Origin of the sequence: Micromonospora sp. R77, from assembly GCF_022747945.1 — a bacterium.
In the GTDB taxonomy this organism is placed as follows: Bacteria; Actinomycetota; Actinomycetes; order Mycobacteriales; family Micromonosporaceae; genus Micromonospora.
Genome location: NZ_JALDST010000001.1, coordinates 6,746,176 through 6,770,290, shown reverse-complemented (window position 1 = coordinate 6,770,290; position 24,115 = coordinate 6,746,176). Strand labels below are relative to the sequence as shown.

The 24,115-nt window shown below is 73.6% G+C and carries 21 protein-coding genes; 13 read left to right on the top strand and 8 right to left on the bottom strand.

The genetic code is table 11. The annotated features are described in order from the left end of the window. The first annotated feature begins 91 nt into the window (after window positions 1–91). Window positions 92–1,111 (top strand): putative sulfate exporter family transporter, encoded by a 1,020-nt coding sequence (locus MRQ36_RS31365; RefSeq protein WP_242800337.1) that lies wholly within the window; start codon window positions 92–94, stop codon window positions 1,109–1,111. A 42-nt stretch (window positions 1,112–1,153) separates the two neighbouring features. Then, the gene (locus MRQ36_RS31360; protein WP_242800336.1) at window positions 1,154–2,086 is read left to right on the top strand and encodes a LysR family transcriptional regulator; all 933 of its coding nucleotides are present in this window, start codon (window positions 1,154–1,156) and stop codon (window positions 2,084–2,086) included. A 51-nt stretch (window positions 2,087–2,137) separates the two neighbouring features. Here MRQ36_RS31360 and MRQ36_RS31355 read toward each other — a convergent pair whose 3' ends face one another. Together MRQ36_RS31355 and MRQ36_RS31350 are read right to left on the bottom strand one after the other, a co-directional pair. After that, window positions 2,138–2,452: a TraR/DksA family transcriptional regulator gene (locus MRQ36_RS31355; RefSeq protein ID WP_242800335.1), complete on the bottom strand. Its 315-nt coding sequence runs from the start codon at window positions 2,450–2,452 to the stop codon at window positions 2,138–2,140. A gap of 187 nt (window positions 2,453–2,639) precedes the next feature. After that, window positions 2,640–3,299 carry a cell shape-determining protein MreB gene (locus tag MRQ36_RS31350; protein ID WP_242800334.1) on the bottom strand — a complete coding sequence of 220 codons (660 nt, stop codon included), beginning with the start codon at window positions 3,297–3,299 and terminating at the stop codon, window positions 2,640–2,642. A 455-nt stretch (window positions 3,300–3,754) separates the two neighbouring features. On the opposite strand from MRQ36_RS31350, the gene MRQ36_RS31345 reads away from it, so the two are divergent. Together MRQ36_RS31345 and MRQ36_RS31340 are read left to right on the top strand one after the other, a co-directional pair. Then, a complete protein-coding gene (locus MRQ36_RS31345) occupies window positions 3,755–3,961 on the top strand; it encodes a hypothetical protein (RefSeq protein WP_242800333.1) in 207 nt (68 codons plus the stop codon). 67 nt (window positions 3,962–4,028) lie between these two features. After that, window positions 4,029–4,259 (top strand): potassium transporter TrkA, encoded by a 231-nt coding sequence (locus MRQ36_RS31340; RefSeq protein ID WP_242800332.1) that lies wholly within the window; start codon window positions 4,029–4,031, stop codon window positions 4,257–4,259. 4 nt (window positions 4,260–4,263) lie between these two features. Here the strand turns inward: MRQ36_RS31340 and MRQ36_RS31335 are convergent, their stop codons facing one another. Continuing rightward, a complete protein-coding gene (locus MRQ36_RS31335; RefSeq protein WP_242800331.1) occupies window positions 4,264–5,493 on the bottom strand; it encodes a CdaR family transcriptional regulator in 1,230 nt (409 codons plus the stop codon). Window positions 5,494–5,800: 307 nt separating this feature from the next. Here MRQ36_RS31335 and MRQ36_RS31330 point away from each other — a divergent pair, with 307 nt between their 5' ends. Beyond that, complete coding sequence (locus tag MRQ36_RS31330; protein WP_242800330.1) at window positions 5,801–6,361, top strand: hypothetical protein; 561 nt, start codon at window positions 5,801–5,803, stop codon at window positions 6,359–6,361. On the opposite strand, the gene MRQ36_RS34835 is transcribed toward MRQ36_RS31330, so the two are convergent. Further along, a complete protein-coding gene (locus MRQ36_RS34835) occupies window positions 6,287–7,228 on the bottom strand; it encodes an HAD family hydrolase (protein WP_374251220.1) in 942 nt (313 codons plus the stop codon). The two genes, MRQ36_RS31330 and MRQ36_RS34835, sit on opposite strands and share 75 nt — an antisense overlap. Before the next feature lie 127 nt (window positions 7,229–7,355). Then, on the bottom strand, window positions 7,356–9,083 hold the full coding sequence (locus tag MRQ36_RS31320; RefSeq protein WP_242800328.1) for a carbamoyltransferase C-terminal domain-containing protein: 1,728 nt from the start codon (window positions 9,081–9,083) through the stop codon (window positions 7,356–7,358). A 515-nt stretch (window positions 9,084–9,598) separates the two neighbouring features. On the opposite strand from MRQ36_RS31320, the gene MRQ36_RS31315 reads away from it, so the two are divergent. From MRQ36_RS31315 to MRQ36_RS31280, 8 genes are all read left to right on the top strand, one after another. Then, the gene (locus MRQ36_RS31315; RefSeq protein ID WP_242800327.1) at window positions 9,599–10,753 is read left to right on the top strand and encodes a glycosyltransferase family 2 protein; all 1,155 of its coding nucleotides are present in this window, start codon (window positions 9,599–9,601) and stop codon (window positions 10,751–10,753) included. 9 nt (window positions 10,754–10,762) lie between these two features. Continuing rightward, complete coding sequence (locus MRQ36_RS31310) at window positions 10,763–12,757, top strand: carbamoyltransferase C-terminal domain-containing protein (RefSeq protein WP_242800326.1); 1,995 nt, start codon at window positions 10,763–10,765, stop codon at window positions 12,755–12,757. Between the two features lie 94 nt (window positions 12,758–12,851). Next, window positions 12,852–13,166, top strand: a complete 315-nt coding sequence (locus MRQ36_RS31305) for a hypothetical protein (protein WP_242800325.1) — start codon at window positions 12,852–12,854, stop codon at window positions 13,164–13,166. A 188-nt stretch (window positions 13,167–13,354) separates the two neighbouring features. Continuing rightward, window positions 13,355–14,686 (top strand): DegT/DnrJ/EryC1/StrS aminotransferase family protein, encoded by a 1,332-nt coding sequence (locus MRQ36_RS31300; protein ID WP_242800324.1) that lies wholly within the window; start codon window positions 13,355–13,357, stop codon window positions 14,684–14,686. Window positions 14,687–14,691: 5 nt separating this feature from the next. Further along, window positions 14,692–15,684, top strand: a complete 993-nt coding sequence (locus MRQ36_RS31295) for an Ldh family oxidoreductase (protein WP_242800323.1) — start codon at window positions 14,692–14,694, stop codon at window positions 15,682–15,684. Further along, complete coding sequence (locus MRQ36_RS31290) at window positions 15,677–16,792, top strand: Gfo/Idh/MocA family protein (RefSeq protein WP_242800322.1); 1,116 nt, start codon at window positions 15,677–15,679, stop codon at window positions 16,790–16,792. Before MRQ36_RS31295 ends, MRQ36_RS31290 begins: the two co-directional genes overlap by 8 nt. Then, complete coding sequence (locus MRQ36_RS31285; protein WP_242800321.1) at window positions 16,789–18,573, top strand: hypothetical protein; 1,785 nt, start codon at window positions 16,789–16,791, stop codon at window positions 18,571–18,573. The genes MRQ36_RS31290 and MRQ36_RS31285 overlap by 4 nt, the downstream gene beginning before the upstream one ends. Beyond that, window positions 18,570–19,844, top strand: a complete 1,275-nt coding sequence (locus MRQ36_RS31280) for a condensation domain-containing protein (protein ID WP_242800320.1) — start codon at window positions 18,570–18,572, stop codon at window positions 19,842–19,844. Before MRQ36_RS31285 ends, MRQ36_RS31280 begins: the two co-directional genes overlap by 4 nt. Window positions 19,845–19,859: 15 nt before the next feature. Here MRQ36_RS31280 and MRQ36_RS31275 read toward each other — a convergent pair whose 3' ends face one another. Genes MRQ36_RS31275 through MRQ36_RS31265 form a run of 3 tightly spaced genes read right to left on the bottom strand, consistent with a single transcriptional unit; the run spans window position 19,860 to window position 24,039 of the window. Further along, complete coding sequence (locus tag MRQ36_RS31275; RefSeq protein ID WP_242800319.1) at window positions 19,860–20,891, bottom strand: MupA/Atu3671 family FMN-dependent luciferase-like monooxygenase; 1,032 nt, start codon at window positions 20,889–20,891, stop codon at window positions 19,860–19,862. Continuing rightward, a complete protein-coding gene (locus MRQ36_RS31270) occupies window positions 20,888–22,444 on the bottom strand; it encodes an amino acid adenylation domain-containing protein (RefSeq protein WP_242800318.1) in 1,557 nt (518 codons plus the stop codon). Before MRQ36_RS31270 ends, MRQ36_RS31275 begins: the two co-directional genes overlap by 4 nt. Beyond that, window positions 22,441–24,039, bottom strand: coding sequence for a condensation domain-containing protein (locus MRQ36_RS31265; RefSeq protein ID WP_242800317.1), 1,599 nt, complete (start codon window positions 24,037–24,039; stop codon window positions 22,441–22,443). The genes MRQ36_RS31270 and MRQ36_RS31265 overlap by 4 nt, the downstream gene beginning before the upstream one ends. Window positions 24,040–24,115: the final 76 nt, after the last annotated feature.

Here is a 24,115-nt window from a genome sequence, read left to right as displayed (position 1 = left end):
CGGCGACGGACCCCGGTCATAGACGTCGACTATGACCGGGATCCGGGAATGTCCCCTACCGGGCGGCGCCGCGGGCGCGAAGCCTGGAACGGTGATCGTTCTTCCCGAGGTGCCCCGCCGCGCCCCCGCCCGGGCCACCGGGCTCGGCGCGGCGGTGGCGCTGGGGCTGGCCGCGACGGTGGCCGGCACGCTGGTGCCGGTGGTCGGCGCGCCCGTCTTCGCCGTCGTCGCCGGCCTGCTGCTCAGCCCGCTGGCCCGGCGCCGGTCCGCGGCACTGGAGCCGGGGTTGGGTCTGGCCAGGGGAGTGCTGCTGCAGGTGTCCGTCGTGCTGCTGGGCGCCCGGCTCTCGCTCGGCGAGGTGCTGTCGGTGGGCGCGGACTCGCTGCCGGTGATGCTGGGCACGCTCGGCGTCTGCCTGCTGGCGGCCTGGTGGGTGGGGCGGCGGCTCGGCGTTACCCGGGACCTGCGCACGCTGATCGGGGTCGGCACCGCCATCTGCGGCGTCTCCGCCATCGCGGCCACCACACCGGCGATCCGGGCCAGGAGCCACGACGTGGCGTACGCGATCTCGACGATCTTCCTGTTCAACGTGGCGGCCGTGCTGGCCTTCCCGCCGCTCGGGCACGCCCTGGGGTTGAGCCCGCAGGAGTTCGGGCTCTTCGCCGGGACCGCCGTCAACGACACCAGTTCGGTGGTGGCCGCCGCGGGCGCCTACGACCAGGACACCGTCGGGTACGCCGTCGTCGTCAAGCTCGCCCGTACCCTGATGATCATCCCGGTCGTCCTCGTCCTCACCGCCTTGACCCGTCGCCGCGCGGACCTGCCGGCGACGTCGCGGGCCCGGCTCGCGGCCTCCCTCGTGCCCTGGTTCCTGGTGGCCTTCCTCGTCGTGGCCGCCCTGAACACCGGTGGACTGATCCCCGCCACCGCCCAGGCCGCGCTGCAGCAGGTGGCGCTGCTGCTCGTCGCGGTCGCCCTCGCCGCCGTCGGCCTCGGCACCGACGTGCCCGCCCTCCGCCGCGCCGGCGCCCGGCCGCTGCTGCTCGGCCTGGTCCTCTGGGTGGTGGTCGGCACGACCAGCCTGGGTCTGCAACACCTGCTGACCCGGTGACGGCGGGCGGTCCGCCGACCCGCCTGTGACAGACTGCGCCCGATGCCACTGCCGCCCTGGATCAGCGATCTGCCGGCGCTCGACCTGCTGTTGTCCGTCGCCGAGACGGGCAGCGTGGGCCGCGCGGCGCAGGCGCACGGGATCACCCAGCCCACCGCCAGCGCCCGGCTGGCGAAGCTGGAGCGCCGGCTGGGCGTGCCGCTGCTGGTGCGGTCGCGTCGCGGCAGCCTGCTCACCCCCGCCGGCGAGACCGTCGTCGCCTGGTCGCGCACCGTCATCGACGCCGCGCAGACCCTCGCCGACGGAGTGCTGGCGCTGCGCGCCGACCGGCAGGCCCGGCTGCGCATCTCGGCCAGCCTCACCGTGGCCGAGTACCTGCTGCCGGCCTGGCTGCTGAGCCTGCGCCGCGCCCATCCCGACCTGGACATCTCGGCCGACGTCACGAACAGCCACGGCGTTGTCGGGGCGGTTCGCTCCGGCGCGGCGGACCTCGGGTTCGTCGAGTCGCCCGACATCCCCGCCGACCTGACCGCCCGGGTGGTGGGGGACGACCGGCTCGCCCTGGTCGTCGCCGCCGGCTATCCGCTCGCCGCGCACGCTTGGCGCGCGCTGCGCCCCACCGACCTCGCCGACCAGCCGCTGCTGCTGCGCGAGCCGGGGTCCGGCACCCGGGACACGTTCCTGAACGCGATCGCGCGTGCCCTCGGCTTCGCGCCGTCGCTGCCCCACGCCATCAGCCTCGGTTCGACCGCCACGATCCTCGCCACGGTCCGCGCCGGTGGGGGCATCGGGGTGATCAGCGCCCGCGCCGCAGCGCCCGCCATCGCCGCCGGAGAACTGGTGGAACTCCGGGTCGAGGGCCTCGCCCTGACCCGCCCGCTGCACGCCCTCTGGCTCGGCCGTACCCCGACCGTCCTCGCGGCGGAACTGATGGCGGTCGCCGCTGCCGCTGCCGCCGGGCGCCCGCCGGGCTGACCCGGCCAGCCGGCCCGAGGTCGCCCCGGGCCGGCTGCCGCCGCGACCGCGTCAGCGTCGTTGCTGACAGGGCACGCAGTAGCGGGCCGCGGGCAGGATCTCCAGGCGGGCGGCCGGGATCTCGCCGTCGCAGCGTTCACAGCGGCCGTAGCTGCCGTCGGCCATCCGGCGCAGCGCCGTGGTGGTGTCGGCGACGGTCTGCCGGGCGGTGTCGATCAGCCGGCCCAGGGTGTCCGGGTCGTGTCCGCCACGGTCGCGTCGGCGGGCGTGCCCGGTCAGCTCGGTGAGCTTGTCGGTGTGCTCCCGGAGCTGGTTCTCGAGCAGCTCACGCAGCGTCTCGTCGGGCTGGTGCAGGGTGTGGGTCATGACCGTTCCGTTCCTTCGTCGACAGTTGTCAGGGGGGTGCCGCTGCGGTGCCGGACGGCCGCCTTGGCGGCCAGGCTGGCCCCGGTCAGCGACGCGGTGTGCGGTGACGCGGCGCGGTGCACCGTCGCACCCAGCGCGGCGACCAGCCGGGCGGTCAGGTCGGGCCGGGTCGCGCCGTCCCCGACGACTACCAGACCGCGACCCAGGGCGGCGGCGACCGGGGCCGCAGCGCGGGTTCCTGCCGCAGGTCCCGGACCAGCCGGACGACGCTCTCGGCGAGCATCTCGGTGGTCACCGTCCGGTGCAGGTCGCGGGTGCCGACCTCGGCGCGCCGGGCGGCGAGCAGTCGCCCGTCCGCCAGCAGGGCCACCTCGCTGAGCTGCGCGCCGAGGTCGGCGAGGAGCAGGGTGCCGGCCGAGGCGCCCGCCCCGATGGCACTCGCGCGTACGGAGTCGACGAACAGCAGCCGCGACGGGGCGAGCACGGCGGTGAGCACCTGCCGCAGCGTCTCCTGGTCGGCGCGGCCGGCGAGCACCGGACGGCAGGCCACGGCCAGGGCCCCCACGGGCAGCCGGGCGCGCCGGTCGCTGATCAGCCGCCGCAACTGCGTGACGCAGGCGGGACCGTCGACGACGCGGCCCCGCTGCACCACCGGGGTACGCAGCCCGTCGTTGACCGGGACACTCAGCACGCCGCCCGGCCCGAGCCAGAGCCGCAGCTGCGCGCTGCCGACGTCCACGGCGATGACCTCCGGGCCGAGGCCGGCCGGGGGACGGGTGGAGTGGGAGCGGCCGACGCGCAGGCCGGTGCGCGCCGGGGCGGGGGCGGGTGGGACGGGAACGGGCATGTCGACCTCTTCCGACAACGGACACGAAGATGCGCCACCACCGCCGGCGGCGGGGAGGGCGGGAACTGCGAGAGGGGCGAGCCGTCAGATCCGGGTGCCGGGCCCGGTGACCGCGAGCGGTGCGGTCACCGGCGGCCTGCGCCGGGCGGGCTCATCGGACCGCGTACCGAAGCCGGCCGAGGCGACGGCGGGTGATCGGTGCGCCGGGACGGCGAAACTGCCGACGTACGCATCGTCACCGCCTCTGCACTGTCCGGGTAAGGGTCGCCCTTCCAGCTTGATCCGTGGGTCGCCCGCTGACATGGCGTCCCGCCGGACAACAACCGGGCTCCTGATTGCCGGCGGCCGGACAGGAAGCGGCGGCTCGGACGGGCGCGACGAGTGGGTGTCCCCGGTGGGCCGGCTCCGGGTCGCGGCGCCGGGCCGCCGTCGGGCGGACGGCTATGGTGACCCGCATGCGTCACCCGTGGCACTCGTCCGGCGTCCAGCGGCACCCCGCCCTGTCGACGCTGATCGTGCTGGCGGTGGTCGCGGCCACGGTCCGGGCCGGCAGCGATGTGGGGATGTGCATCGTGGTCCGGCTGACCGGCGAGGTGGGCAGCTGCGTTCCCGCGTGGTCGGCCGATCGGGCGCCGCCCCGCGTGCCCGCCTTCCGCGCCTGACCGCCCACCGCGCTGCCGGGTCCGACCCGCTACGGATAGGCAGCCGCCTCGCTTGGAGCTCGCACCGTTGGACATCGAACGTACGACCCTGCCCGGAATCGGCACCCGACACGTCTTCACCACCGCCCAGGGGCGCCGGATCGGCATCGTGGAGTATCAGGCGGGTGGCCGCCGGGACGTCGTCCTCGACGACGCGGACGATCCGGACCGGATGGTCAGCCTCACCCTGACCCGCGTCGAGGCGACCGCCCTGGCCGCCCTGCTCGGCTTCCCGGAGCTGGTCGCCAGGGCCGCCTGACCGGTCACAGGGGTGGCGGCTGCCGTGGCCAGTCCAGTGCCCGCGCGCCGAGCACGGCGGCGTGCAGGGTGAACCGGTCCTGCGGATCTGCGGGGTCGTAGCCGCTCAGGGCGCGTACCCGGTCCAGCCGGTAGGTGACCGTCCGGACCGACACGTGCAGGCGGCGGGCCGCCTCGGTGGCGACCTCGCCGCACGCGAAGTACGCCTCCAGCGTGGCCAGCAACGGCTCGGCGCCGCCCCGCGCGCCGCGCAGCGGCGTCAGCACCGCCTGCACGAGATCGACCATGGCGGCCTGGTCCCGCAGCAGCACCCGGTAGATCAGCAGGTGGTGAGCGTCGATGACCGGGGTGTCGGTGCGCAGCCGCCGCGCCGTGGTCAGTGCCTCGCGTGCCTCCTCGTAGGAACGGGCGATGCCGTACAGGCCGGGATGGGGACGGCCGACCGCCACCTGCCAGGGCCGGCCCCGCGCCAACCGGTCCAGCTCGGCGTGCACCAGTTGGCCCAGGCTGCCCGCCGGGGCGGCGGCGCCCGCAGCGCCGGCGGGCGGCACCACGTCCGCCGGCGCGATCACCACCAGCAGACCCTCCTTGGTGGCCACCAGGACGTCCCGGTCGCCGAGCCGGTCGAAGATGACGCGTTCCAGCGCGCTGATCGCCGCGGCGGTGTCCGGCAGTCGGCGGCCGGGCGCCGCGAGCGCCACCTGGTGCACCCGGGTCAGGTCGAGACCGAACGGCTCCGCGCGTTCCACCAGTCCACCCAGGTCCGAGTCACCGCGCAGCAGGTCGTCGACCAGTTCCCGGCGCAGCCCCTCCTCGCGGCGGACGAGCTCCCGACGCGCCGCCGCGTACCCCTCCGCGAGCGTCGCCACGGCCGTGTCGACGACGTGCAGCACCGCGTCGGCGGCCGCGCGTACCACTTCGCTGTCGGTGGAGCGGACCAGCTGCGGCAACTGCTGCCACAGCCGGCGGGCCGCGGAGAGGTAGAGCCGGACCGCTCGCCCCGCGGACACCCCCTGCTCGGCGGCCCGCCGGCCGAGGACCTCCACCGCGTCGAGTTCGCTGCGCGCCGGGCGTCGTCCGGTCACCGCCGCGTCGGCCAGCAGCCGCAGGTATTCGCCGAGCAGGTGGACCGGTGCCCCGCCGGCGTCGGCGCTGGCCCCGCGCGCCACGTCGAGCAGCCACTCGTTCTCGGCGCGGCCCGTGTCCGGCCCGCCCGCGCCGGCGTCGTCACTCATCACTGCCCACAGGTGTCGAGGTCAGCGCCGGACCACTGACGTGTCCTGCCAGCGTAGAACGTCGCGGGCGGTGCCCGGCTCGGCGCGGAATCGCGTCCCCTCAACAGACCGGAACGGGCGACCCGGCCGGCTCCGGGCACTTTGTCGCGTCAGCTTTCGGGTCTGCCGACGCGGACCCACCGCCCCGCACCCTCGCCGAGACTGGCGTGGAACGGATCGGTGGCCCGTCACCCGAGCGACGGGCCACCGGCCGGGCAGCCGCAGGGTCGAGAGCAGGGGCGGTGGCGCTGATGCGGGGTGAGGACGGATGACGGGGCTGACCCGGTCACCGCGTACGGCACGGGGCGCCCTGGTCGGCATGGCGCCGGCGAACCCCCTGGCCAGCGTCGTGGTGTTCCAGTACAACCCGGACGAGATGACCCGGCGGCTGCGGGCCCGGTCGGCAGGCGCGGAAGCCGGCGGCTCCCGGACGGAGGCGCTCCGGCTCTCCGGCGCACCGGTGGAGGAGATCAGCCTCGCCGTGGAGATCGACGCGGGCGACCAGTTGGCGACCGGGGACCCGCCGGCGACCGGCCTCGGCATCTATCCCCAGCTGTCGTCGCTGGAGCTGCTGCTCTATCCGCGCAGTGCCACCGTCGTGGCGAACAGTCTGCTGGCCCGGCTCGGCAGCATCGAGATCATCCCGCCCGAGGCGCCGCTGACGATGCTGATCTGGGGCGTCCGGCGCGTCCTGAGACGTTCCGCGCCGACCCGCTCGCCCCGACGCAGGTGGTGGGCACCGTGCAGGACCGGGTCACCAACCGGTCGGTGCCGGTCCGCAGCGTCGGCGACCTCCGCCCGCCCCTGGCGGCCCGGCCGGACTGGCTGACGAACCCGCCGCACGTGCGGACCACCCGGTTGCGCGACAGCGGTCTCGGCGTACCGCAGGCGCGCACCGCTGAGAAGTTGGCGGTGTCAAGGAGCATTGTCGACATTGCGGAGCGCGGCCGGCCCCGGCGCGGCGTGTGCTGGGCGAGGGCGCGGCGTCGGATGCTAGCGGGCCTGCGGTGCCCGGCCGGGTCGTACCGGTGCGGCCGGACCGGCGGTGGCCAACCGCGACATGATCGCCGGCAGGCCCGGATCGTCCAGCCCCGCGACCACCTCGTCCGCGCCCGCGGTGGCGAGCTGCGCGGCGGTGGCGTTCCCGGTGGCGACCGCCAGGCACGGAGCCCCGCCGCCGGGCGGCGAGCACGTCTCCGACGGTGTCCCCGACCAGGACGCCGTGCCGGCGATCGGCGCCGCCCGCGACCGCCGCGACGCCGCGCACGGCCACGTCACGCCGGTCGACGGCGCTGTCCCCGAAGCCGCCGTGGTGCAGCATGTCGTCCAGGCCGACGCGACGCATCTTCCAGCGGGCGACCGTCGCGGCGTTCCCCGTGCTCATGCCGAGCCGCCAGCCCGCCCCGTGCAGGCGCTCCAGCATCGACCGCACCCCCGGCAGGAGATTCGGCCCGGCGGACGACCCGGCGTCGGCCCGGACGTGCAGCAGCCGATCCGTCATCTCCGCCACCACTGCCGGCAGGTGTCGTGGCAGTTCGCTGTCCGGCACCCCGTCCACCGACAGGGCGAGCCGGATGGTGCCGGCGTCGGTGAAGCCGGCCAGACTCCGCCCGGCGTACCGCAGGTCGTGGTCGTGGTATTCGAACTGCCGACGCCGGCCGGTCACGGTGGCGATCGCCTCGGCCATGGCCGACATGTGCAGCCGCTGCAGCGGGCAGCCGGGACGCAGCAGCGTGCCGTCCAGGTCGAGGAGCGCGAATCGGGTCCCGGTCCCACTCATGGCGGGCCGGCGCCCGGGCCCGCCGCCACCGGCCCGACCGTCATCAGCTGGGCGTCCCGGGCGCGCCGACCCGTCGGACGATGAATCCCTCCAGGACCATCGCGTCGAGCGCGGTCTCGCAGAGCAGCGAGAGCGCCTGGGCGGGCGTCTCGACGATCGGCATCCCACGCCGGTTCAGCGACGTGTTCAGGCAGATCGGCAGGCCGGTCAGGGACTTCAGGTGGGTCAGCAGGGCCCAGAACGCCGGGTTGCTGGTCGGCGTGACGGTCTGCAACCGCGCGGAGCCGTCGCGGTGCGTCACGGCGGGCAGCGCCTTGCGCAGGTGCTCGGGCACCTGGGAGACAGAGATCATGTACGGGCTGTCCGTCACGCCCTCGAAGTACTTGTCGGCCTCCGCCGCCAGGGTGGCGGGGGCGAACGGGCGGAAGTCCTCGCGGAACTTGACGTTCGCGTTGATGTGGTCGCGCAGGTGCTCGCGGCGCGGATCGGCGAGGATGCTGCGGTGGCCGAGTGCCCGGGGCCCGAACTCGGACGGGCCCTGGAACCACCCGAGCACCTCACCGTCGGCGATCATCGCCGCGGCCCGCCGGCTGCGCTCCTCCACCGGGAAGGGCCCCTCGACCACACACCGGTCCGCGAACTCGGCGAGCGCCGCCCGTACCTCCTGCTCGGTGAACGGGCGGGCGAAGGCCGTGGACCCGTCGTGCCGCACCGGCGGCTGGCCGAGGGTCTGCAACCAGCCGTAGTACGCGCACCCCAGCGCGATGCCGTTGTCGCCCGCCGCCGGCTGGATGTACAGCTCCTCGAACGGCGTCTTCGCCACGATCTTGCCGTTGCAGACGGCGTTGAGCGCGACACCACCGGCGTAGCCGGCCGCCGGCTCGCCCGACATGCGGTGGTACTCGCCGAACAGGTGCAGGATCGCCCGCTCGGCCTCGCTCTGCACGTGGTGGGCCAGGTCGGCGTAGTACTGGAAGTTCTCCCGCAGGTTCAGCCCGTCCCCGGCCAGCTCGGCGGGGAACCGGGAGTACCAGTCGTAGCGGGCGAACACCCGCCCCTCGGCCAGGTCGAAGATGGGGAAGTCGAAGTGTCCCGGGCGGCCGTAGGGGGCCAGCCCCATCAGCTTGCCCTCGGTGAAGCTCTTGCCGAAGACGTACCGCGAGACGGCACCGTAGACGGCGCCGATGCCGTGCGCCAGCGACCGCGGCATCATCGGGTGGCGGACCGGCGCGACGGTGCTGCGCAGCGGCGAGAAGTCCTTGAACACCGGCTCGACCAGCTTGCCGTCGAACAGGTACAGGCTCTCCTTCTCCCAGAACCCGCTGCGCTCGGCCGGGGCGACCGCGGCGATCTCGGGCGGCAGCACACTGTCCGGCGCGTCGATGCAGTTGTCCAGCGAGCTGCCGCGACCGTCCAGCACGACGACGGCCATCCGGGGCAGCGGGCTCATCCCCGCCACGCTGTAGGCGTGCGCCAGGTGGTGCGAGATGTTGACCCGGGGCACGCTGGCGGGAATGATGCGGTCGCCGCGACGCTCTTCGTCGGACTGGTCATAGGGATTGACGGTGTTGTTCTCGACCACCAGGTCCACGTCTGACCAGGAAATACCGGCCGAGTCGAGGCAGTATTGCAATGTCAGGTCGTCGTTGAAGCCGTCGTGCTTCTGCCTGGTGAGCCGTTCTTTCTCGATGCCGGCTACGATGACGCCGTCCTTCATCAGGCAGGACGACCCGTCGTGTGACAGACCTGTACCAAGGATGTACGTGGTCATTCTGCGTCCCTCTTCGAAGCACACTCCACGTGTGGCGCCAATATTTACCACCGGGTGTGGCGCCGTGCCACCCCCCGTGCTGTCGTGGTGGAGGACGGTGCCGCCGAGCGCCGCCGTGCCGCCCACCTAACGGTCCGTGATGGAGTGTCCGCATCGGTCGGTGACAGGCAACGCGTTGCCCGCAGCGCCTTGTGGTGCTGCTGGTGGGCCGTACGCAGCCGACCGTACCCCACGCTCCGATCGACCGCCATGACGCGTGGTCGATCCGGCACCCGGTCTGCCGGAAGACCTGGGGATTCGCCTGCCAGGGGGCGGGCACCGCTTGCGACGATTGACTGATCTTGATACGGTCCCACGGCAACGGGGGGCTCTCGCGCGCATGTCATCGACCGGGTGGATGGCAATTCGGCGCTTCTGGGAACTGGCTGGGTCGATGTGCGTCCCCGTAAGTCCTGCCCGAAACCCGTCATCACTGTTCCGCCATCTGAGGAACGCTCCAGGAGGGACCACGTGCGATGGACGGCGACGACGCCAATTCGGCAATAATCAGCCCACGGCTCTCCGTCATCGTCCCCACTCACTCGGGGCGGGGAAGGCTGGTTCAGGAACTGGTCCAGGGGGCGCGCGACGAGTTCTCCTCGGGTACCGTCGAGCTTCTCGTGGTCGACAGTTCTCAGGGGCACGAGGCGACCGCCCTCGAAGAGGTCTGCGATTCGGTGCGGGGCTGCCGCTACCTGCGCGGGCCGCAGGACGCCGCGAGCAAGCGGAACATCGGTGGCGGCGAGGCCGCCGGGGGCCTGCTGCTGTTCGTCGACTCGGACTGCCTGCTCACGGCCGAGACGATCCGTGCCCACCTCGACTTCATGACGGCCGCGCCGGCGCAGGTCGGTGCCGCCATCGGCCCGACCCGGATGGCCGACCGGGGCGATGTCCATCCCTGGACGGTCGTGCGCCACTCCCGCATGTACAACCAGTGCTACGACTGGCCCGAGCGCTACGACCGGGTGCTGTGGGGAACCACGTCCAACCTGGTCGTGCGGCGGGAAGCGTTCGAGAAGGTCGGCGGCTTCCGCACCATGCGGCCGGCACCCGTCGGCGGCGAGGACGTCGACTTCGGCGTCCGGCTGACGGAGGCGGGATTCGACATCGCCACCAACCCGACCGCCGTGGTGTACCACCGGCGGGCCCACATCCGGGGACTGCGCGCGATCGCCCGCAGCCTGTTCCACTACGGTGCCGCCGACGCGGCCCTGGTCGACCTGCACCCGCACCGGGCGCGGGCGCACCAGCCCACCCAGCTGGCCGGCGCGGTACTGCTCGGCGCCGCCTTCGCGGTGAGCGGCAGGCGCACGCGGGCCGCGCTGGCCGTCGGCACGCTCGGCTACGCGGCGGCCAGGCTCAGCCGGCGGGGCGGCTCGATGTACGGAGCCAGCACGACCGGCTCGGTGCCCGCGGCCGAACTGCCGCAGCGGCTGGCCGCCCGCTGCCTCGACGCCACCTTCACTCTGGGCGTGGTCGTGGGGGCGCTCCGGCGTGGCCGCCCCGGCCTGGCACTGCGACGGTTCACCTACGTCGACGCGGAGGGCTTCAGCCGGCGTACGACCGATCCGCCGCTCCCCGCGGCACCGCCGCCCCTCACCGCCCCCGGCGATGCCGACCCCCACGAGTAGGAGACAAGCGTGATCACACTGGGCATCACCGGAAGCTTCTCCGACCTCGGCGGCGAGTTCCTGCCGGCCCTGCCGGACTGGTTCTACCACGACGCGGCGGCGGCGCTCGTCGTCGACGGCAAGGTCGTCGCTGCGGTGGAGGAGGAGCGCCTCAACCGGATCAAGCACACCAACAAGTTCCCGCACCACGCCGCGCGGGCCTGCCTCGACCTCGGTGGCCTCCGCGCCGCGGACATCGACAGCGTCGCGTTCTTCTTCGGTGAGGAATACACCGACCTCGAACTGGGCTACCAGTACCTCGAGCACCCGGACGAGCAGATCCGGTCCGCCCGCGAGCTGGTCACGGCACGGCTGCAGGAGAGCCTCGGGATCGACCTCCCCCAGGAGGCGATCACCTTCGTGCCGCACCACGTCTCGCACGCCTTCGGCACCTTCGCCGATTCCGGCTTCGACAGCGGGCTCGCCGTGGTGATGGACGGCAACGGCGAGTCGGAGAGCATCTCGGTGTTCCAGGGCAGCGCCGGCGGGAAGCTGGACCTGCTGAAGACGTACGAGGTCTCCCGCTCGCTCGGCCACTTCTACCTCGCTACGCTGCCGCTGCTCGGGTTCCGCCGGTTCGACGAGTACAAGGTCATGGGCCTGGCCCCCTACGGCGATCCCGACGTGTACCGGGCCGACTTCGACCGTCACGTGCAGCTGCTGCCGGACGGGGAGTTCCAGGTCGCCGGCGACGCCCTGCTGGAACACTTCCTGCGCCGCGGTTACCGGCCTCGTCGCCGGGGCGAGCCGACCCGCGCCGAGGACGCGAACCTGGCCGCCGCGCTGCAGCAGACCCTGGAGCGGGTGGTGATGCACCTGCTGCGGCACTGGCGGGACGAGACGGGGGAGCGGCGGGTCTGCCTGTCCGGCGGGGTGGCGCACAACTCCTCCGCCAACGGCCGACTGCTCGCCTCCGGCACCTTCGACGAGGTCTTCGTCCACCCCGCGTCCCACGACGCCGGCGCGGCACTCGGCGCCGCCCAGTCGCTGCAGTCCGCCGCCGGGGTCTTCGACAGCAAGCGGCTCCGGCACGTCTTCCTCGGCCCGGACGTGGGCTCCCGGGACACCGTCTCCGCCTCGGTACGCCGGTGGGAGCCGTTCGTCGAATGGGAGCCGGTCGAGTCCGGCAGCGAGGCGGAGGTGGCCGCCGAGCTCATCGACGACGGCCGGGTGATCGGCTGGGCGTGGGGCCGGTCCGAGTTCGGTCCGCGCGCCCTGGGACACCGCAGCATCCTCGCCGACCCGCGGCTCGCTGAGAACCGGGACCGGGTGAACGCGGTGGTGAAGAAGCGGGAGGAGTTCCGGCCGTTCGCGCCGGCCGTGCTCCGCGAACACCTCGAGGAGGTGTTCGAGATCGGTCACACCCGGGCACCGCTCGACTTCATGTCCTACGTCGTCCAGGTGCGCAAGGAGTGGCGGGACCGGCTCCCGGCTGTCGTGCACGTGGACGGCAGCGCCCGGGTGCAGACCGTGGACAGCCAGCACAACCCCACGTTCTGGCGGCTGATCCGGGGCTTCCACGAGCGCACCGGGGTCCCGGTCGTCCTCAACACCTCCTTCAACAACTTCGCCGAGCCGATCGTGCAGACCGCCGACGACGCGATCCGTTGCCTGGCCACCACGGCCCTCGACGCCCTCGTGCTGCCGGGGTACGTCGTGCGACGCCGGGCCGATCTCGCCGAGGCGATCCTGCACAGCGTCCCGTCCCTGCATCCCAGCGCGGAGCTGCGCCGGGTCTTCCGTCCGGGGCACCACCCCGCGATGCGGACCGTGGTGACCTTCCACTACGCCGGCGCCCGCGCCGTCGAGGTGTCCCCGATGCTGTGGGACCTGCTGGTCGACGGCGGCCCCGGCCGCCGATCCCTCGCCGACCTCGGCGTGTCCGGCACCGAGGGCGAGAACACTCGGCTCGTCGACGAGTTGCTGCACCTGTGGGAGTGCCGGCTCGTCGACCTGGCGCCCTGACGGGTCCGGACCGAGACGATCGAGGTTGCGTGGGCGGCCGGACGTACACCGCCCACCTGTCCACCGTGGCACTCAGTCCTGAGGAGTGAACGTCTTGCGGCACACCGACGAGCACCCCGACCACGACGCGGGAGCCCGACTGGCGGCGTACTGGCGCAGCGCCGCCGCCGATGCCGGCGACGCGGCCCGGGAGGCGGACGCCTGCCTGGCCAGCGCGGGCAGCGGTGAGCACGCCGACGCGGCCGAGCTGGAGCGCGCGCTGCGCCACCCGGGCCGCGGCCAACTCGGCCGCTTCGCGCTGGCCGCGGTGAACGACCTGCGGCGCGAGCAGACCGGGCAGCTCGGCCGCCGAGCCGCGGACGACCACCGCGCGTCGAACCCGCTCACCCGGGGGAGCACCGACCCATGAACACCGGCGGGTGTCCCGCGCCCGACCCCCGGTCCGTCAACCGCCACCCGCCGGGCAGCACCGGCACGATCGACCCGTCCCGCCCCTGACGCCGGTGCTCCCGGGTGCCCGACACCCGTACGCCGCGACCGCACGGACGCCGGACCCGCGCATCCGCCCACCGTCGTTCCCTTCTCCGAGGAGACCAGATGGCCGCCCCCTCCCGTACCCTCGCCCTGTTCGGCGGCAGTCCCGCCATCCGGCACGACCCGGACGACTCGTTGTTCCGGTGGCCCGTCATCGGCCCCGACGACGAGGCCGCCGTCCTCGACGTGCTCCGGCGGCACAACTTCGAGGGCTCCGGCAACGTCGCGGCCCTGGAGGCCGAGTTCGCCGAGTACTGCGGCGCGGAGTACGCCGTCGCCCAGGTCAACGGCACGGCCGCCGTCCTGGCCGCGCTGTACGCCGCCGGCGTGCGCCCCGGTGACGAGGTCATCGCGCCGAGTTCGACGTACTGGGCGACCGTGCTGCCCGCCTTCAACCTGGGCGCGACGGTCGTCTTCGGTGACGTGCAGCCGACCACGATGAACCTCGACCCGGACGACGTGGAACGCCGGATCACCGACCGGACCAGGGCGATCGTCGTCGTCCACATGCTCGGCTACCCGGCGGACATGACGCGGTTCCGCGAGATCGGTGACCGGCACGGCGTCACGATCATCGAGGACGCGTCGCACGCGCACGGCTCGCTCTACCGGGGGCGGCGTACCGGCGTCCTGGGTGACATCGCCGCCTTCTCCTTCTCCGGCAAGCCCATCGCCGTCGGTGAGGGCGGCATCGTCGTCACCGACAACCGGGCGATGTACGACCGGGTCATGGCCTGGGGGCAGAACTTCCGGTTCCACGAGGACTACGTCAAGGACCCGGAGCTGCTGCGCTTCAAGGGTCTGCCGCTGGGCGGGGTGACCTCGCGCATGCACCCGGTCAGCGCCGCTCTGGCCCGGCAGCAGCTGCGCCACCTCGACGAGCGGATGGCCGAGGTGGACGCCGCCATGACGTACTTCTGGGACCGGTTGGCGGGCGTTCCCGGCATCATCGCCCACCGCCCGCCCGCCGGCGACGACCGGACCATGGGGGCGTGGTACCAGCCGCACGGCATCTACGACCCGACCGCCCTGTCCGGCCTGTCCGCGCACGGCTTCATGCGGGCGGTCCGCGCCGAGGGCTACCCCTCCTTCACCCGGAACATCATCCGGGAACCGCTGCACCTGCACCCGCTGCTCAACGAGGCGGACGTCTACGGCACCGGCCGCCCGACCCGGATCCAGCACAGCGACCGCGACGTCCGCCAGCCGCGGGGCAGCCTGCCGGTGACGGAGGGCATGCGCGCCTTCGGCGTCCCGCCGTTCAAGCACCTCGACGAGGCCCGGATCAGCCGCTACGCCGACCTGTTCGCCAAGGTGGCCGAGAACCACCGGGCGCTGCTGGCCGACGACCCCGGCGACGACGCGGTGGTGGTGGACGAGCGCGGGAACGGTTAGGGCCGGTGGAGAGGATCCGGATCAGCGTCCGGGACCTGCGCGCGTTGTGCCTGGACACCCTGGCGGAGGTCGGGGTGCGGGGCGAGGTCGCGGAGGCCGTGGCCGACCACCTCGTCGACGCCGAGGCGACCGGCCACGCCAGCCACGGCGTGCTGCAGCTGCCCTCCCTGCTGCGCGACGTCCGGGGCGGCCGGCTGGACCCGACGGCCGAGGCGCTCGTCGAGCCGGTCGACGGTCAGCTGCGGGTGGACGGCCGGGGCGCGCTGCCGCACTGGTTCCTGCCGAGGCTGGTGGACCGGGCGGTGGTGCAGGCCCGCCGCGACGGCGCCGCCCTGGCGCTGATCCGCAACCTGCCCAGCACCGGACGGCTCGGCGCGTACGTCGAGCGGGCCGCCCGGCAGGGCATGGCGGCCCTCCTGGTGACCGGCTCGCTCGGTGACCCCGGCGACGCGCTGGTGGCGGCGTTCAACGGCCGGCAACGGATGCTGGGCACCAACCCGATCGCGTTCGCGGCGCCCACCGGTGGAGCCCCGCTCGTCGTCGACCTCTCCACCGCCGCCACCACCATGGGACAGGTACGCCTCGCCCGGGTGACCGGCAGCGACCTCGGCGGCCCCACGGTCGTCGACGCGGAGGGCCGGCCCTCGTGCAGCCCCGCCGCGTTCTACGCGGGCGGGGCGATCACCCCGGCGGCGGAGCACAAGGGGTACGCGCTCGGCCTGATGGTCGCCGCGCTCGGCGCCCTCGCCGGTGGCCACGACCGCGACGGTCGCCTCGCCGGCTCGCTGCTGATGGTGGTCCGACCGTCGTCGGCGCAGTTCCCGACCGACCTCGCGGCGGCGCTGAGCCTGGTGCGGGACAGCGGCACCGGCGTCCGGGTGCCGGGGGCGGACCACGACGACGCCCGACGGCGCGCCCGTGAGGACGGGGTGCCGGTGCCGGCGGCGGTACTGCGGGAGATCGACCAAGCTCGGCAGGAGGCACGACGCGGTGACTGACAGAGCAGTGGTCCTGGTCGGATGCGGCTACGCCGCGGACTTCTACGTGGCATGCCTGCGGCGCTATCCCCACCTCACGGTCCTCGGTGCCTACGACGTGGACCCGGAGCGGGCCGAGACGTTCTGCCGGTTCCACGGCGTCCCGCGGCTGTCGAGCCTGGCCGAGGCGCTGGACCAGGACGCGATCGTCGTCAACCTCACGTCCATCGAGAGCCACTACCCGGTGACCCGGGAGGCGCTGCGTCGCGGCCGGCACGTCTTCAGCGAGAAGCCGCTCGGGCAGACGCTGGCCGAGGCGCTGGAGCTGCAGGAGACGGCCCGGGCCAACGGCCTGCTGCTGTCGTCGGCGCCGAGCACCGCACTGGGTCCCTGCCACGGCGCGGTCCGCGACGCGCTGCGCGACGGCGTCGTCGGTCGGCCGCTCGTCGTGTACGCGAACCTGGAGGACGGCCCCGTGCACAAGATGGAGTACGAGCGGTGGATCAGCCCGTCCGGGCAGCCGTGGCCGGCGCGGGACGAGTTCGCCGCCGGTCCGATCCTGGAGCACGCCGGCTACCAGCTCACCTGGCTGATCTCCCTGTTCGGCGGGGTGACGGAGATGACCGGCGTGACGACCACCCTGACGCCGCCGACGCCGTACCCGAGTTCCATCGGGCCGCGGTTCGGCGCGAACCTGGCACTGTGGAGCCTGACCCACGACAGCGGCGTGATCACCCGGCTCAACTGCGGTGGCCTCGCCCCCCGCGACTACGCGCTGCGGATCGTCGGCGACGGCGGTGTCCTCGACGTGGCGGACGTGATGCGGGTGGACTCCGAGATCACCTACCGGCGTGAGGAGCCGCTCGGCGACCCGGGCCGGATCGGCTACCTGGGACCGGCGGAGCGACTCGGGTACGACTTCCCGCCGCCGCCCTACGACGACACCCACTACATCGACTTCGCCGCGGGGGTCGCCGAGCTGGCGGCCTGCCTCGACGACACGGCAGCGCCACGGCTGGGCACACCGCTGTCGGTGCACGTGCTGGAGCTGACCCTGCACCTGACCACGGCCGGCGCCCGGACGGTGACGCCGGCGACCCGGTACCTGCCCGAGGGAGCGACCCGGTGACCACGACGATCCTGGGTGCGCCGTCGGCCGCCGACGTGACCCGCTTCCGTACCCTGCTGGCGGAGTTCCGGCGGCTCGCCGCGGCGCCGCGCGGCGACGCCGACCGGTTCCAGTTCCTGTGCGACCAGATGTTCACGGTGTTCGGCGCGACCGGCGTGTGGGACCCCGGGCGGGAGGCGCAGCAGCTGCTCCCGGCCGACGACAACCTGGACACCGGCAACCCCTGCTGGCATCCGCCGGCGTCGTTCATGACCAGCATGCTGGCCCAGGTCGGCGACCCGGAGAACCTGCGCAGCTATCACGGCGGGTTCGCCCGCGACGACCTGCGGGACGCGGTCCACACCTTCCTGTGCCGGTCCGGCGTGCTGACCGCCGAGCAGAAGGTAGAGGTGGTTGCCGGCGCCGGCACCGTGCACCTGTACGACCTGCTCTGCCGACACCTCGTCCGCCGCACCAACGACGTCGTGCTCGGCGCGCACCCGTTCTACGGGTTCTTCCTGCCGCACGCCGAGCGCGCCGGCGGCCAGACCCGGCTGCTGCGCCCCGACGAGGGATACCGCTGCTCGGCCCCGTCGGTGGCGACCGCCGTCGACGCCATCCACGACGAGCTGCGGGCCGACTGGGCCCGGACCGTGGAGCACCGGGTCGTGTCGTTCCTGACCGACGCCGTGCGGCACCTCGGCATCCCCCCGGACCGGGCCTGGACCGAGTCGGCCGCCCGCGCGGTCGCCCGGGTCCGCAGCTGGCCCGGGCTGCCCCGGCGCTGCGACGAGGAGTTCGTCGCCGTGCTGGAGCCCCACCTCGCCGAGTTGGGCCTGACGTGGACGGCGGTGTCGGCGATCGGCCGGCTGCCCACCGTGCCTCGGGTGGCGGCCTGGCTGCACGTCAACCCGGCCCAGGGCGGTGACCGGTACGCGCAGCAGCAGGTCACGGAGCTGGCCGCGGTGCTGGGCGACCGCGGTGTGGCGCCCGTGGAGGACCTGGCCTACCACTCGGTACGGGCGCCGTTGCGGGAGCTCGGCTCGTTCTTCCGCACCGGGGTGCCCTCCTACCAGCTGCTGGGCCTGAGCAAGCCGTTCGGGCTGGCGAACTGCCGCGTCGGGCTGCTGGTGACCGACACCGGCGACGGATACCAGCTCGGCCGCCTGGTCGAGAACTCCGCCGGCTGGATGCCCACCTTCTACCAGCTGGCGCTGCGGGACATGCTGCTCGCCGAGGACGTCGACCAGTACCTCACGCACAACTCGGCGGACGCCCCGGACAGCTATGCGGACCGGTGCGAACTGGCGCTCGCCGTGCTGCGCGGTGGCGACGACGGCGGCGTCGTCGCCAAGCGGGTCACGCAGCTGACCGACGAGGTGCTGGCGGACCTGCTCGACCTGCCCGGAGCGCCGGCCGACGAGCTGCGGGAGGCCGCCGACGAGTTCCGCCGGGAGGGCCTGCGCCGGTGGTTCACCGTGCCGCGGGAACCGGAGGGCGGGTTCTTCGTCATGGCCGACTGCACGCCGCTGCTGCGTTCCCCGCTCGCCCGGGCCCTGGACCTGCGCTGTGCCTTCGACGTGTTCGCCGTGCTCAACTTCTTCAGCGGCGTACGCACCATCCCGGAGGAGGCGATGACGGTCGCGTCGTTGGCGGCCGACTCGACGCTCCTGCGTCTCAGCTTCTCCGTTCCCCCGAAGACCTGGGTGCTCGCCTGCTTCCTGAGCCACCTGCGGCTGCGGCAACTGTCCGGCGACGGCGGGCGGACGCCGGGGGACCGACCGCGGGAGGAACGACGGTGACGGGTCGTCCGTCCGGGACCGGGCCGGTGCCGCTGAGCCCGGTGCAGACGGACCTGCTGGGGCAGCAGCTGCTCGACCCGGACGACCCGGGCGAACACTGCATGATCGGGTGGCGCGTCGAAGGGCCCGTCGACCGGTCCGCCCTGGAGCGCGCGGTCGGGCACGTGCACCGGCGTCACGAGTCGCTGCGCGCCGCGTACCGGCTGGACGACCCACCGACGGCGGAACCGCTCGACCTCGCCCCGCCCGGGGTGACCCGGCTGCCGGCGACGTCTCCGGCGGAGGCCGAGGACCTGCTCCGGCGGGCGCTGGGCGAGCCGTTCGACCTGGAGGCGGGACGGGTCTGGCGACTGGTGCACGTACCGGTCGGCGGGGACGACGTGCACCTGCTCGGTCTGGCCGGACACCACATCGCGCTCGACGGCTGGTCGGAGGCGATCCTGACGGTCGAGTTGAGCGCCGCCTACAACGCCTTCGTCGCCGGCCGGGAGCCGCCCGACGAACCCGCGCCGACCCTGGCCGAGGTGGCGGCGGAGCGGGACCTGCCCGCCGATCCGGTACGCCTGGACCGGCACCGGCAGTGGTGGCGGACCGACATGGCCGGAGTGCCGCAGCTGAGCTACGGCGACGGCCCCACGTCCACCGGCGAAGCCCCGCGACTGCTCGACGTCCGACTCTCCCCCCGGGCCCTGGCCGGGGTGCGCCGGTACGCGCGTCAGCACCTCGTCACCCCGTACGTCGTGCTCCTCACCGCGTACGTCCGGACCCTGGCGGACCTCTGCGGCCAGCACGACTTCGGTGTCGGCACGCCGGTCGCCCTGCGCGGCGACGACGTCCTGGACCGCGCGGTGGGTTGTCTGATCGACGTGCTCTGCCTCCGGGTGCGGTTGGCCACCGGGGACACCGACGAGGGCGACCTGCGGCGCGTGTCGGAGACGGTGCGCCGTTCCTTCGCCGCCCGCGAGATCCCGCTGAACGAGATCGTCCGGCTCGCGAACCCACCCCGGGACGAACGACCACCGCTGTTCCAGACGGTCTTCGCCCTGCAGAACATGGCCCCGGCGCCCCTGGACCTGACCGGGACGCGCAGCACGGCGTTCCGGCCCGCCCCGCTGGCGCTGCCGACGGAACTCTTCGTCGAGGTGTGGGAGCACGGCACGGACGGACCGCACCTCACCGTGCACCACCGACCCGACCAGGTGCCGGACGGGTTCGCCCGGCGCCTGGCCGACCGGATGGTCACGCGGGTGGAGCACCTGGCGACGGAGTGAGCGGGCGCGGTGACGCTACTGCGCGCAGGCCCGCCGCAGCGCGTCGAGGTGGACCAGACCGTCGAGGACGACCTGGTCCGGCAGGCCGAAGTCGATCAGGCAGGCCACCTCGTCCACGCCGATTGCGCGCAGTTGCGCCACCCGACGCCGCCCGTCCTCCACCGTCCCGAACAGGCCGCCGTCGGCGAAGTAGCGTTCGAACGCGTCGTCCAGCAGCTCGGTGACGGTCTGCTCCACCTCTTCCGGAGCCAGCCGGGGATCGGCCTGGGCGGTGCGCGAGACCAGGTCCAGTGAGCTGCGGAGATATTCGAGCATCGGCTGCCGGACCACCTCGCGCACCTGGTCCCGGTCGGTCCCGATCAGCGTGTGCAGCATGACCACGACGCTGCCGCGGCCGGCGGCGCTCTCGGCTGCCTGCCGGTAGGCCGCGATCTTCACCGCCAGCTGATCGGCGTCCTGACTGACCAGGTGGGTCAGCACCCCGGCACCGAGCCGCCCGGCGGACTCGAAGGTCCGGACGTTGCCGGCGCTGGTGATCCAGACCGGAAGGTCGTGCTGAACCGGGCGCGGGTGCAGGACGACCTCCTGCGACTCGCCCTTGCCGTCCCGCACCGTCACCGGCTTCCTGGACCACAGCTCCCGCACCTTCGCCAGCGTGTCGAGCAGCACCGCGGCCCGGTCGGGGTAGGCGTCCGGGCGGAAGGCGAAGTCGACCGGGTTCCAGCCCGAGGCGAACGCCAGTCCCGCCCGCCCGTGGGACAGGTTGTCCACCACGGACCACTCCTCCGCGATCCGCAGCGGATCGTGCAGCGGCGCGACCACGCTGCCGGCGCGGACCCCGACCCGGGACGTCACCGCGGCGACCGCCGCGCTGGTGACGGAGGGATTGGGGTACGGGCCGCCGAACGGGTGGAAGTGCCGCTCCGGCGTCCAGACCGCCTCGAAGTCGTGCTCGTCGGCGAACCGGGCCCCGGTGAGCAGGAGGTCGTACAGACCGCCCGGGCGGTCCGGCACCGCGTCAGCGAAGTAGAAGAGGCTGAACTTCATCCTGTGCTCCTGTCCCGGTCGCGGTCCACCATCGCCAGGACCGCGGCCCGTTCGATCTTGCCGTTCGCATTGAGCGGAAAACGCTCCAGGTGGACGAAGCGCGCCGGCGTCATGTACGGCGGCAGCGTCCGGCGCACCACGGCGCAGAGTTCCGCCTCGTCGATTGGTTCCCCGGTGTGGGCGGCGACCAGTTCGGTGCCGAGCAGCGGATCCGGCCTCGCCACCACGACGCAGTCCCGTACCCCCGGATGGTTCCGGACGGCCGCCACGATCTCGCCCAGCTCGACCCGATGTCCGCGAACCTTGACCTGGTCGTCGAGCCGGCCGAGGTGGACGGCCCGCCCGTCCTCGTAGCGGACCAGGTCACCCGTGCGGTACCAGGCGTCCGAGGGCACCTCGGCCGCACCGGCCGCCACGGGCCGCGTCCGTCCGTCCACGACGAGAAGGAAACGGTCCCGGTTGTCGTCGGGGCACAGGTAACCGGCGAACCGCTGGGGGCCGCGCACACACAGCTCGCCCTCGGTCTCGTGGACCAGCCCGTCGGCGACGAGGACCGACTCCAGGTACGGGTACGGCTCGCCGATCGGCACCGTGCCGTTGGAGGTGCGCGGCTGGCCGGCGGCCTGCGGCACCCGGTACGCGGCGCAGGCGATGGTCAGCTCGGTGGGTCCGTACAGGTTCTCCACCGTGCTGTTCACCGCCGCGCCCGCCCACATCGCGCACTGCGCCCGGGTGAGCTGCTCACCGCAGAACAGGCTGAACCGCAGTCCGGGCATGCTCCCCGGCGGCAGCGAGTCCAGCTCGGCCGCGTACGAGACGACCGACGGCACGGAGAACCAGTGGGTGAGCTGCCGGTCGTTGACGTAGTCGACGGGCGCGAGCAGCTCGAGCTTGTCCGGCACCACCAGCGTGCCGCCGCCCGCCCAGGTCACGAAGAGGTCGAACACCGACAGGTCGAAGGTCAGTTCGAAGGTCTGCGACAGCCGGGCGCCCGGCCCGACGTCGTAGCGCGTGACGTTGTGCAGCACGAACGGCACGACGTTGCGGTGCCGGATCGGCACGCCCTTGGGTCGGCCGGTGGAGCCGGAGGTGAACAGCACGTAGGCCACGTCGTCCGGTCCGGTACCGGCCGCGCCGGGCGCGGTGGCGCAGTTGTCGTCCGCCCCGATCTGGCGGACGGTCACCGCGCCGAGTGCCTGTCCGGTCTCCTCGGCGACCACGCCGTCGGTGAGCACCAGGTCCAGCCCGGCGCCGGTGGCGATCGCGGCGTTGCGGGCCGGCGGGTACAACGGGTTGAGCGGCACGACCGCCGCCCCGAGGCGCAGGACCGCCAGATAGCCGACGTACGCCTCGACGCTGCGGCTGGCCAGCAGTCCGATGCGCGACGGCACCCGGTCCAGGGTCGCCGTGAGTCGGCCGGCGCAGCGGTCGACCAGCCGGGCGAGGTCCCGGTAGGAGTGGGCGGCCCCGTCGACCTCCAGCGCGATCGCGTCGGGGTGACGGAGCGCGGTGCGGGCGAACAGGTCGTACAGCGTCAGCCCGCCGTCGGTCACGAGGACACCGTCCGGGCGTCCCGGTCGGTACGCGCCGGGCCGCTCGGCGCGTCCGCGCCCTGCCCGGTCAACCGCCGCTGGGTGCCGTCGGCCAGCTCCCGCACCGTCTGCTCCGCCAGCAGGTCGGTGCCATAGATCCAACTCAGGCACAGTTCGCCGTCGACGATCTCGGCGTAGACGCTGACCGGGTGCGGCAGCTCGCCGACCCGGGGCTCGTTCTGCCGGGACCAGAGTGCCTCGAACGGCGGCTGCCACCGGTCCGCCCGGACGCCGAGATAGACCAGGTGCACCTCGGGGGCGGGCAGGTCCGCCCAGCGGGCGCGGTCGTCGCCGAGGTGACGCAGCGCGTTCCACTCCCGGGCCAGGTCGCGTTGCCGCTGGATCTGTTCGGCCAGCGGGGCCGGCTGAGCGGGGGAGTCGGGGAACTCGAGCAGGCAGGGGGCGGACAGCACCAGATAGCCCACCTCGCGGCTCAGGTCGTAGTCGTCGCCCACCGGCTCCCGGCCGTTACGGGTGACCGTCAGCGCGACCACGTCGCTGCCGGTGACCTCCCGCAGCGTGGTCGCCAGCGCCGAGACCAGGGCCTCCTCGGTGCTCGTCCCGGTGGCGGCCAGGGACCGCACCAGGCTGTCGGTGACCGGACCGGGCAGTGTCCGGTGCAGCGTCACGGCGCGGCTCAGGTCCGCCGCCGTCGCCGTCGTGCTCCTCGGCAGTCGCCCGAACCGGTGCCAGGGCCGGCCGGCCCAGTAGGCGACCGTCTCCTCGTCCACCCGGCCGGCGGCCAGCTCCCGGAACTTCCGGGCGTGGTTCGCCACGACCGGTTCCCCGGGCGTCGGGCCGGCACCGCCGACCTGGAGGGTCCCGTACAGCTCCTGGAGGTCCTCGACGAGGACGCCGAGCGACGGGGCGTCGGCCACCAGGTGGTGCACGACGAGGCAGAGCGTCCCACCGAGCTCACCGTGGTCCAGGTGCGTGGCGTGCCAGAGCGGCCCCGCGGAGATGTCGATCGCGGCGCGGAGACCGTCCACGACGTCCGCCACCAGCTTGTCGACGGCGTCCTCGGCGAGGCCGTGGGCACTGACCATCTTGTAGCGGGTGGCGGCCGACGCGTCCTGCAGCACCACGTGCCGCCCCTGCGGGCCGGTGGGAAAGACGGTCCGCAGCGCCTCGTGCCGCTCGGCGAGGGCGTACAGGGCGCGCCCGAGCAGGACCGGGTCCACGCTGGCGGACACCCGGGCCACCAGCGTCGTCGAGTACGCGTCCGGGTCCTCGATACGCCAGTCGAAGAAGCGGACCTGGCTGGGCAGGAGGGGGATCGGCCCCGACACGGGCACGGGGCGTGCCGGGCCGGCCGGCGTCCCCTCGGCCAGCGCCCGGGCGAGCTCGCGGATGGTGGGGTGACGACGGAACACCGCCGGCGGTATCCGGACCCCGGCCGCCCTGGCCATGGTGACGACCCGGACCAGTTGGAGGCTGTCACCGCCCAGCTCGAAGAAGTTGGCGCCCTCGTCGATGTCGTCGCGCCTGAGGACGTCCCGCCAGGTTCGTGCCAGCAGCTCGACCAGGTCGCTGCTGTCGTTGCCAAGTTGCGCCATGAGAAAGCTCTTCCCCATCCTGCTCGTCGTCGACCGTCCGTGGCACGGACCGGACCGCACCGGTCGCCTCCGGCCC

What these genes read in the sequence shown, in the direction of transcription:
- MRQ36_RS31300 (WP_242800324.1), top strand. Translation starts at nt 13,355, where the DNA reads ATGGCCGCCCCCTCCCGTACCCTCGCCCTGTTCGGCGGCAGTCCCGCC.
- MRQ36_RS31265 (WP_242800317.1), bottom strand. Translation starts at nt 24,039, where the DNA reads ATGGCGCAACTTGGCAACGACAGCAGCGACCTGGTCGAGCTGCTGGCA.
- MRQ36_RS31345 (WP_242800333.1), top strand. Translation starts at nt 3,755, where the DNA reads ATGCGTCACCCGTGGCACTCGTCCGGCGTCCAGCGGCACCCCGCCCTG.
- MRQ36_RS34835 (WP_374251220.1), bottom strand. Translation starts at nt 7,228, where the DNA reads ATGTCGGCCATGGCCGAGGCGATCGCCACCGTGACCGGCCGGCGTCGG.
- MRQ36_RS31320 (WP_242800328.1), bottom strand. Translation starts at nt 9,083, where the DNA reads ATGACCACGTACATCCTTGGTACAGGTCTGTCACACGACGGGTCGTCC.
- MRQ36_RS31360 (WP_242800336.1), top strand. Translation starts at nt 1,154, where the DNA reads ATGCCACTGCCGCCCTGGATCAGCGATCTGCCGGCGCTCGACCTGCTG.
- MRQ36_RS31275 (WP_242800319.1), bottom strand. Translation starts at nt 20,891, where the DNA reads ATGAAGTTCAGCCTCTTCTACTTCGCTGACGCGGTGCCGGACCGCCCG.
- MRQ36_RS31330 (WP_242800330.1), top strand. Translation starts at nt 5,801, where the DNA reads ATGACGGGGCTGACCCGGTCACCGCGTACGGCACGGGGCGCCCTGGTC.
- MRQ36_RS31315 (WP_242800327.1), top strand. Translation starts at nt 9,599, where the DNA reads ATGGACGGCGACGACGCCAATTCGGCAATAATCAGCCCACGGCTCTCC.
- MRQ36_RS31350 (WP_242800334.1), bottom strand. Translation starts at nt 3,299, where the DNA reads ATGCCCGTTCCCGTCCCACCCGCCCCCGCCCCGGCGCGCACCGGCCTG.
- MRQ36_RS31335 (WP_242800331.1), bottom strand. Translation starts at nt 5,493, where the DNA reads ATGAGTGACGACGCCGGCGCGGGCGGGCCGGACACGGGCCGCGCCGAG.
- MRQ36_RS31355 (WP_242800335.1), bottom strand. Translation starts at nt 2,452, where the DNA reads ATGACCCACACCCTGCACCAGCCCGACGAGACGCTGCGTGAGCTGCTC.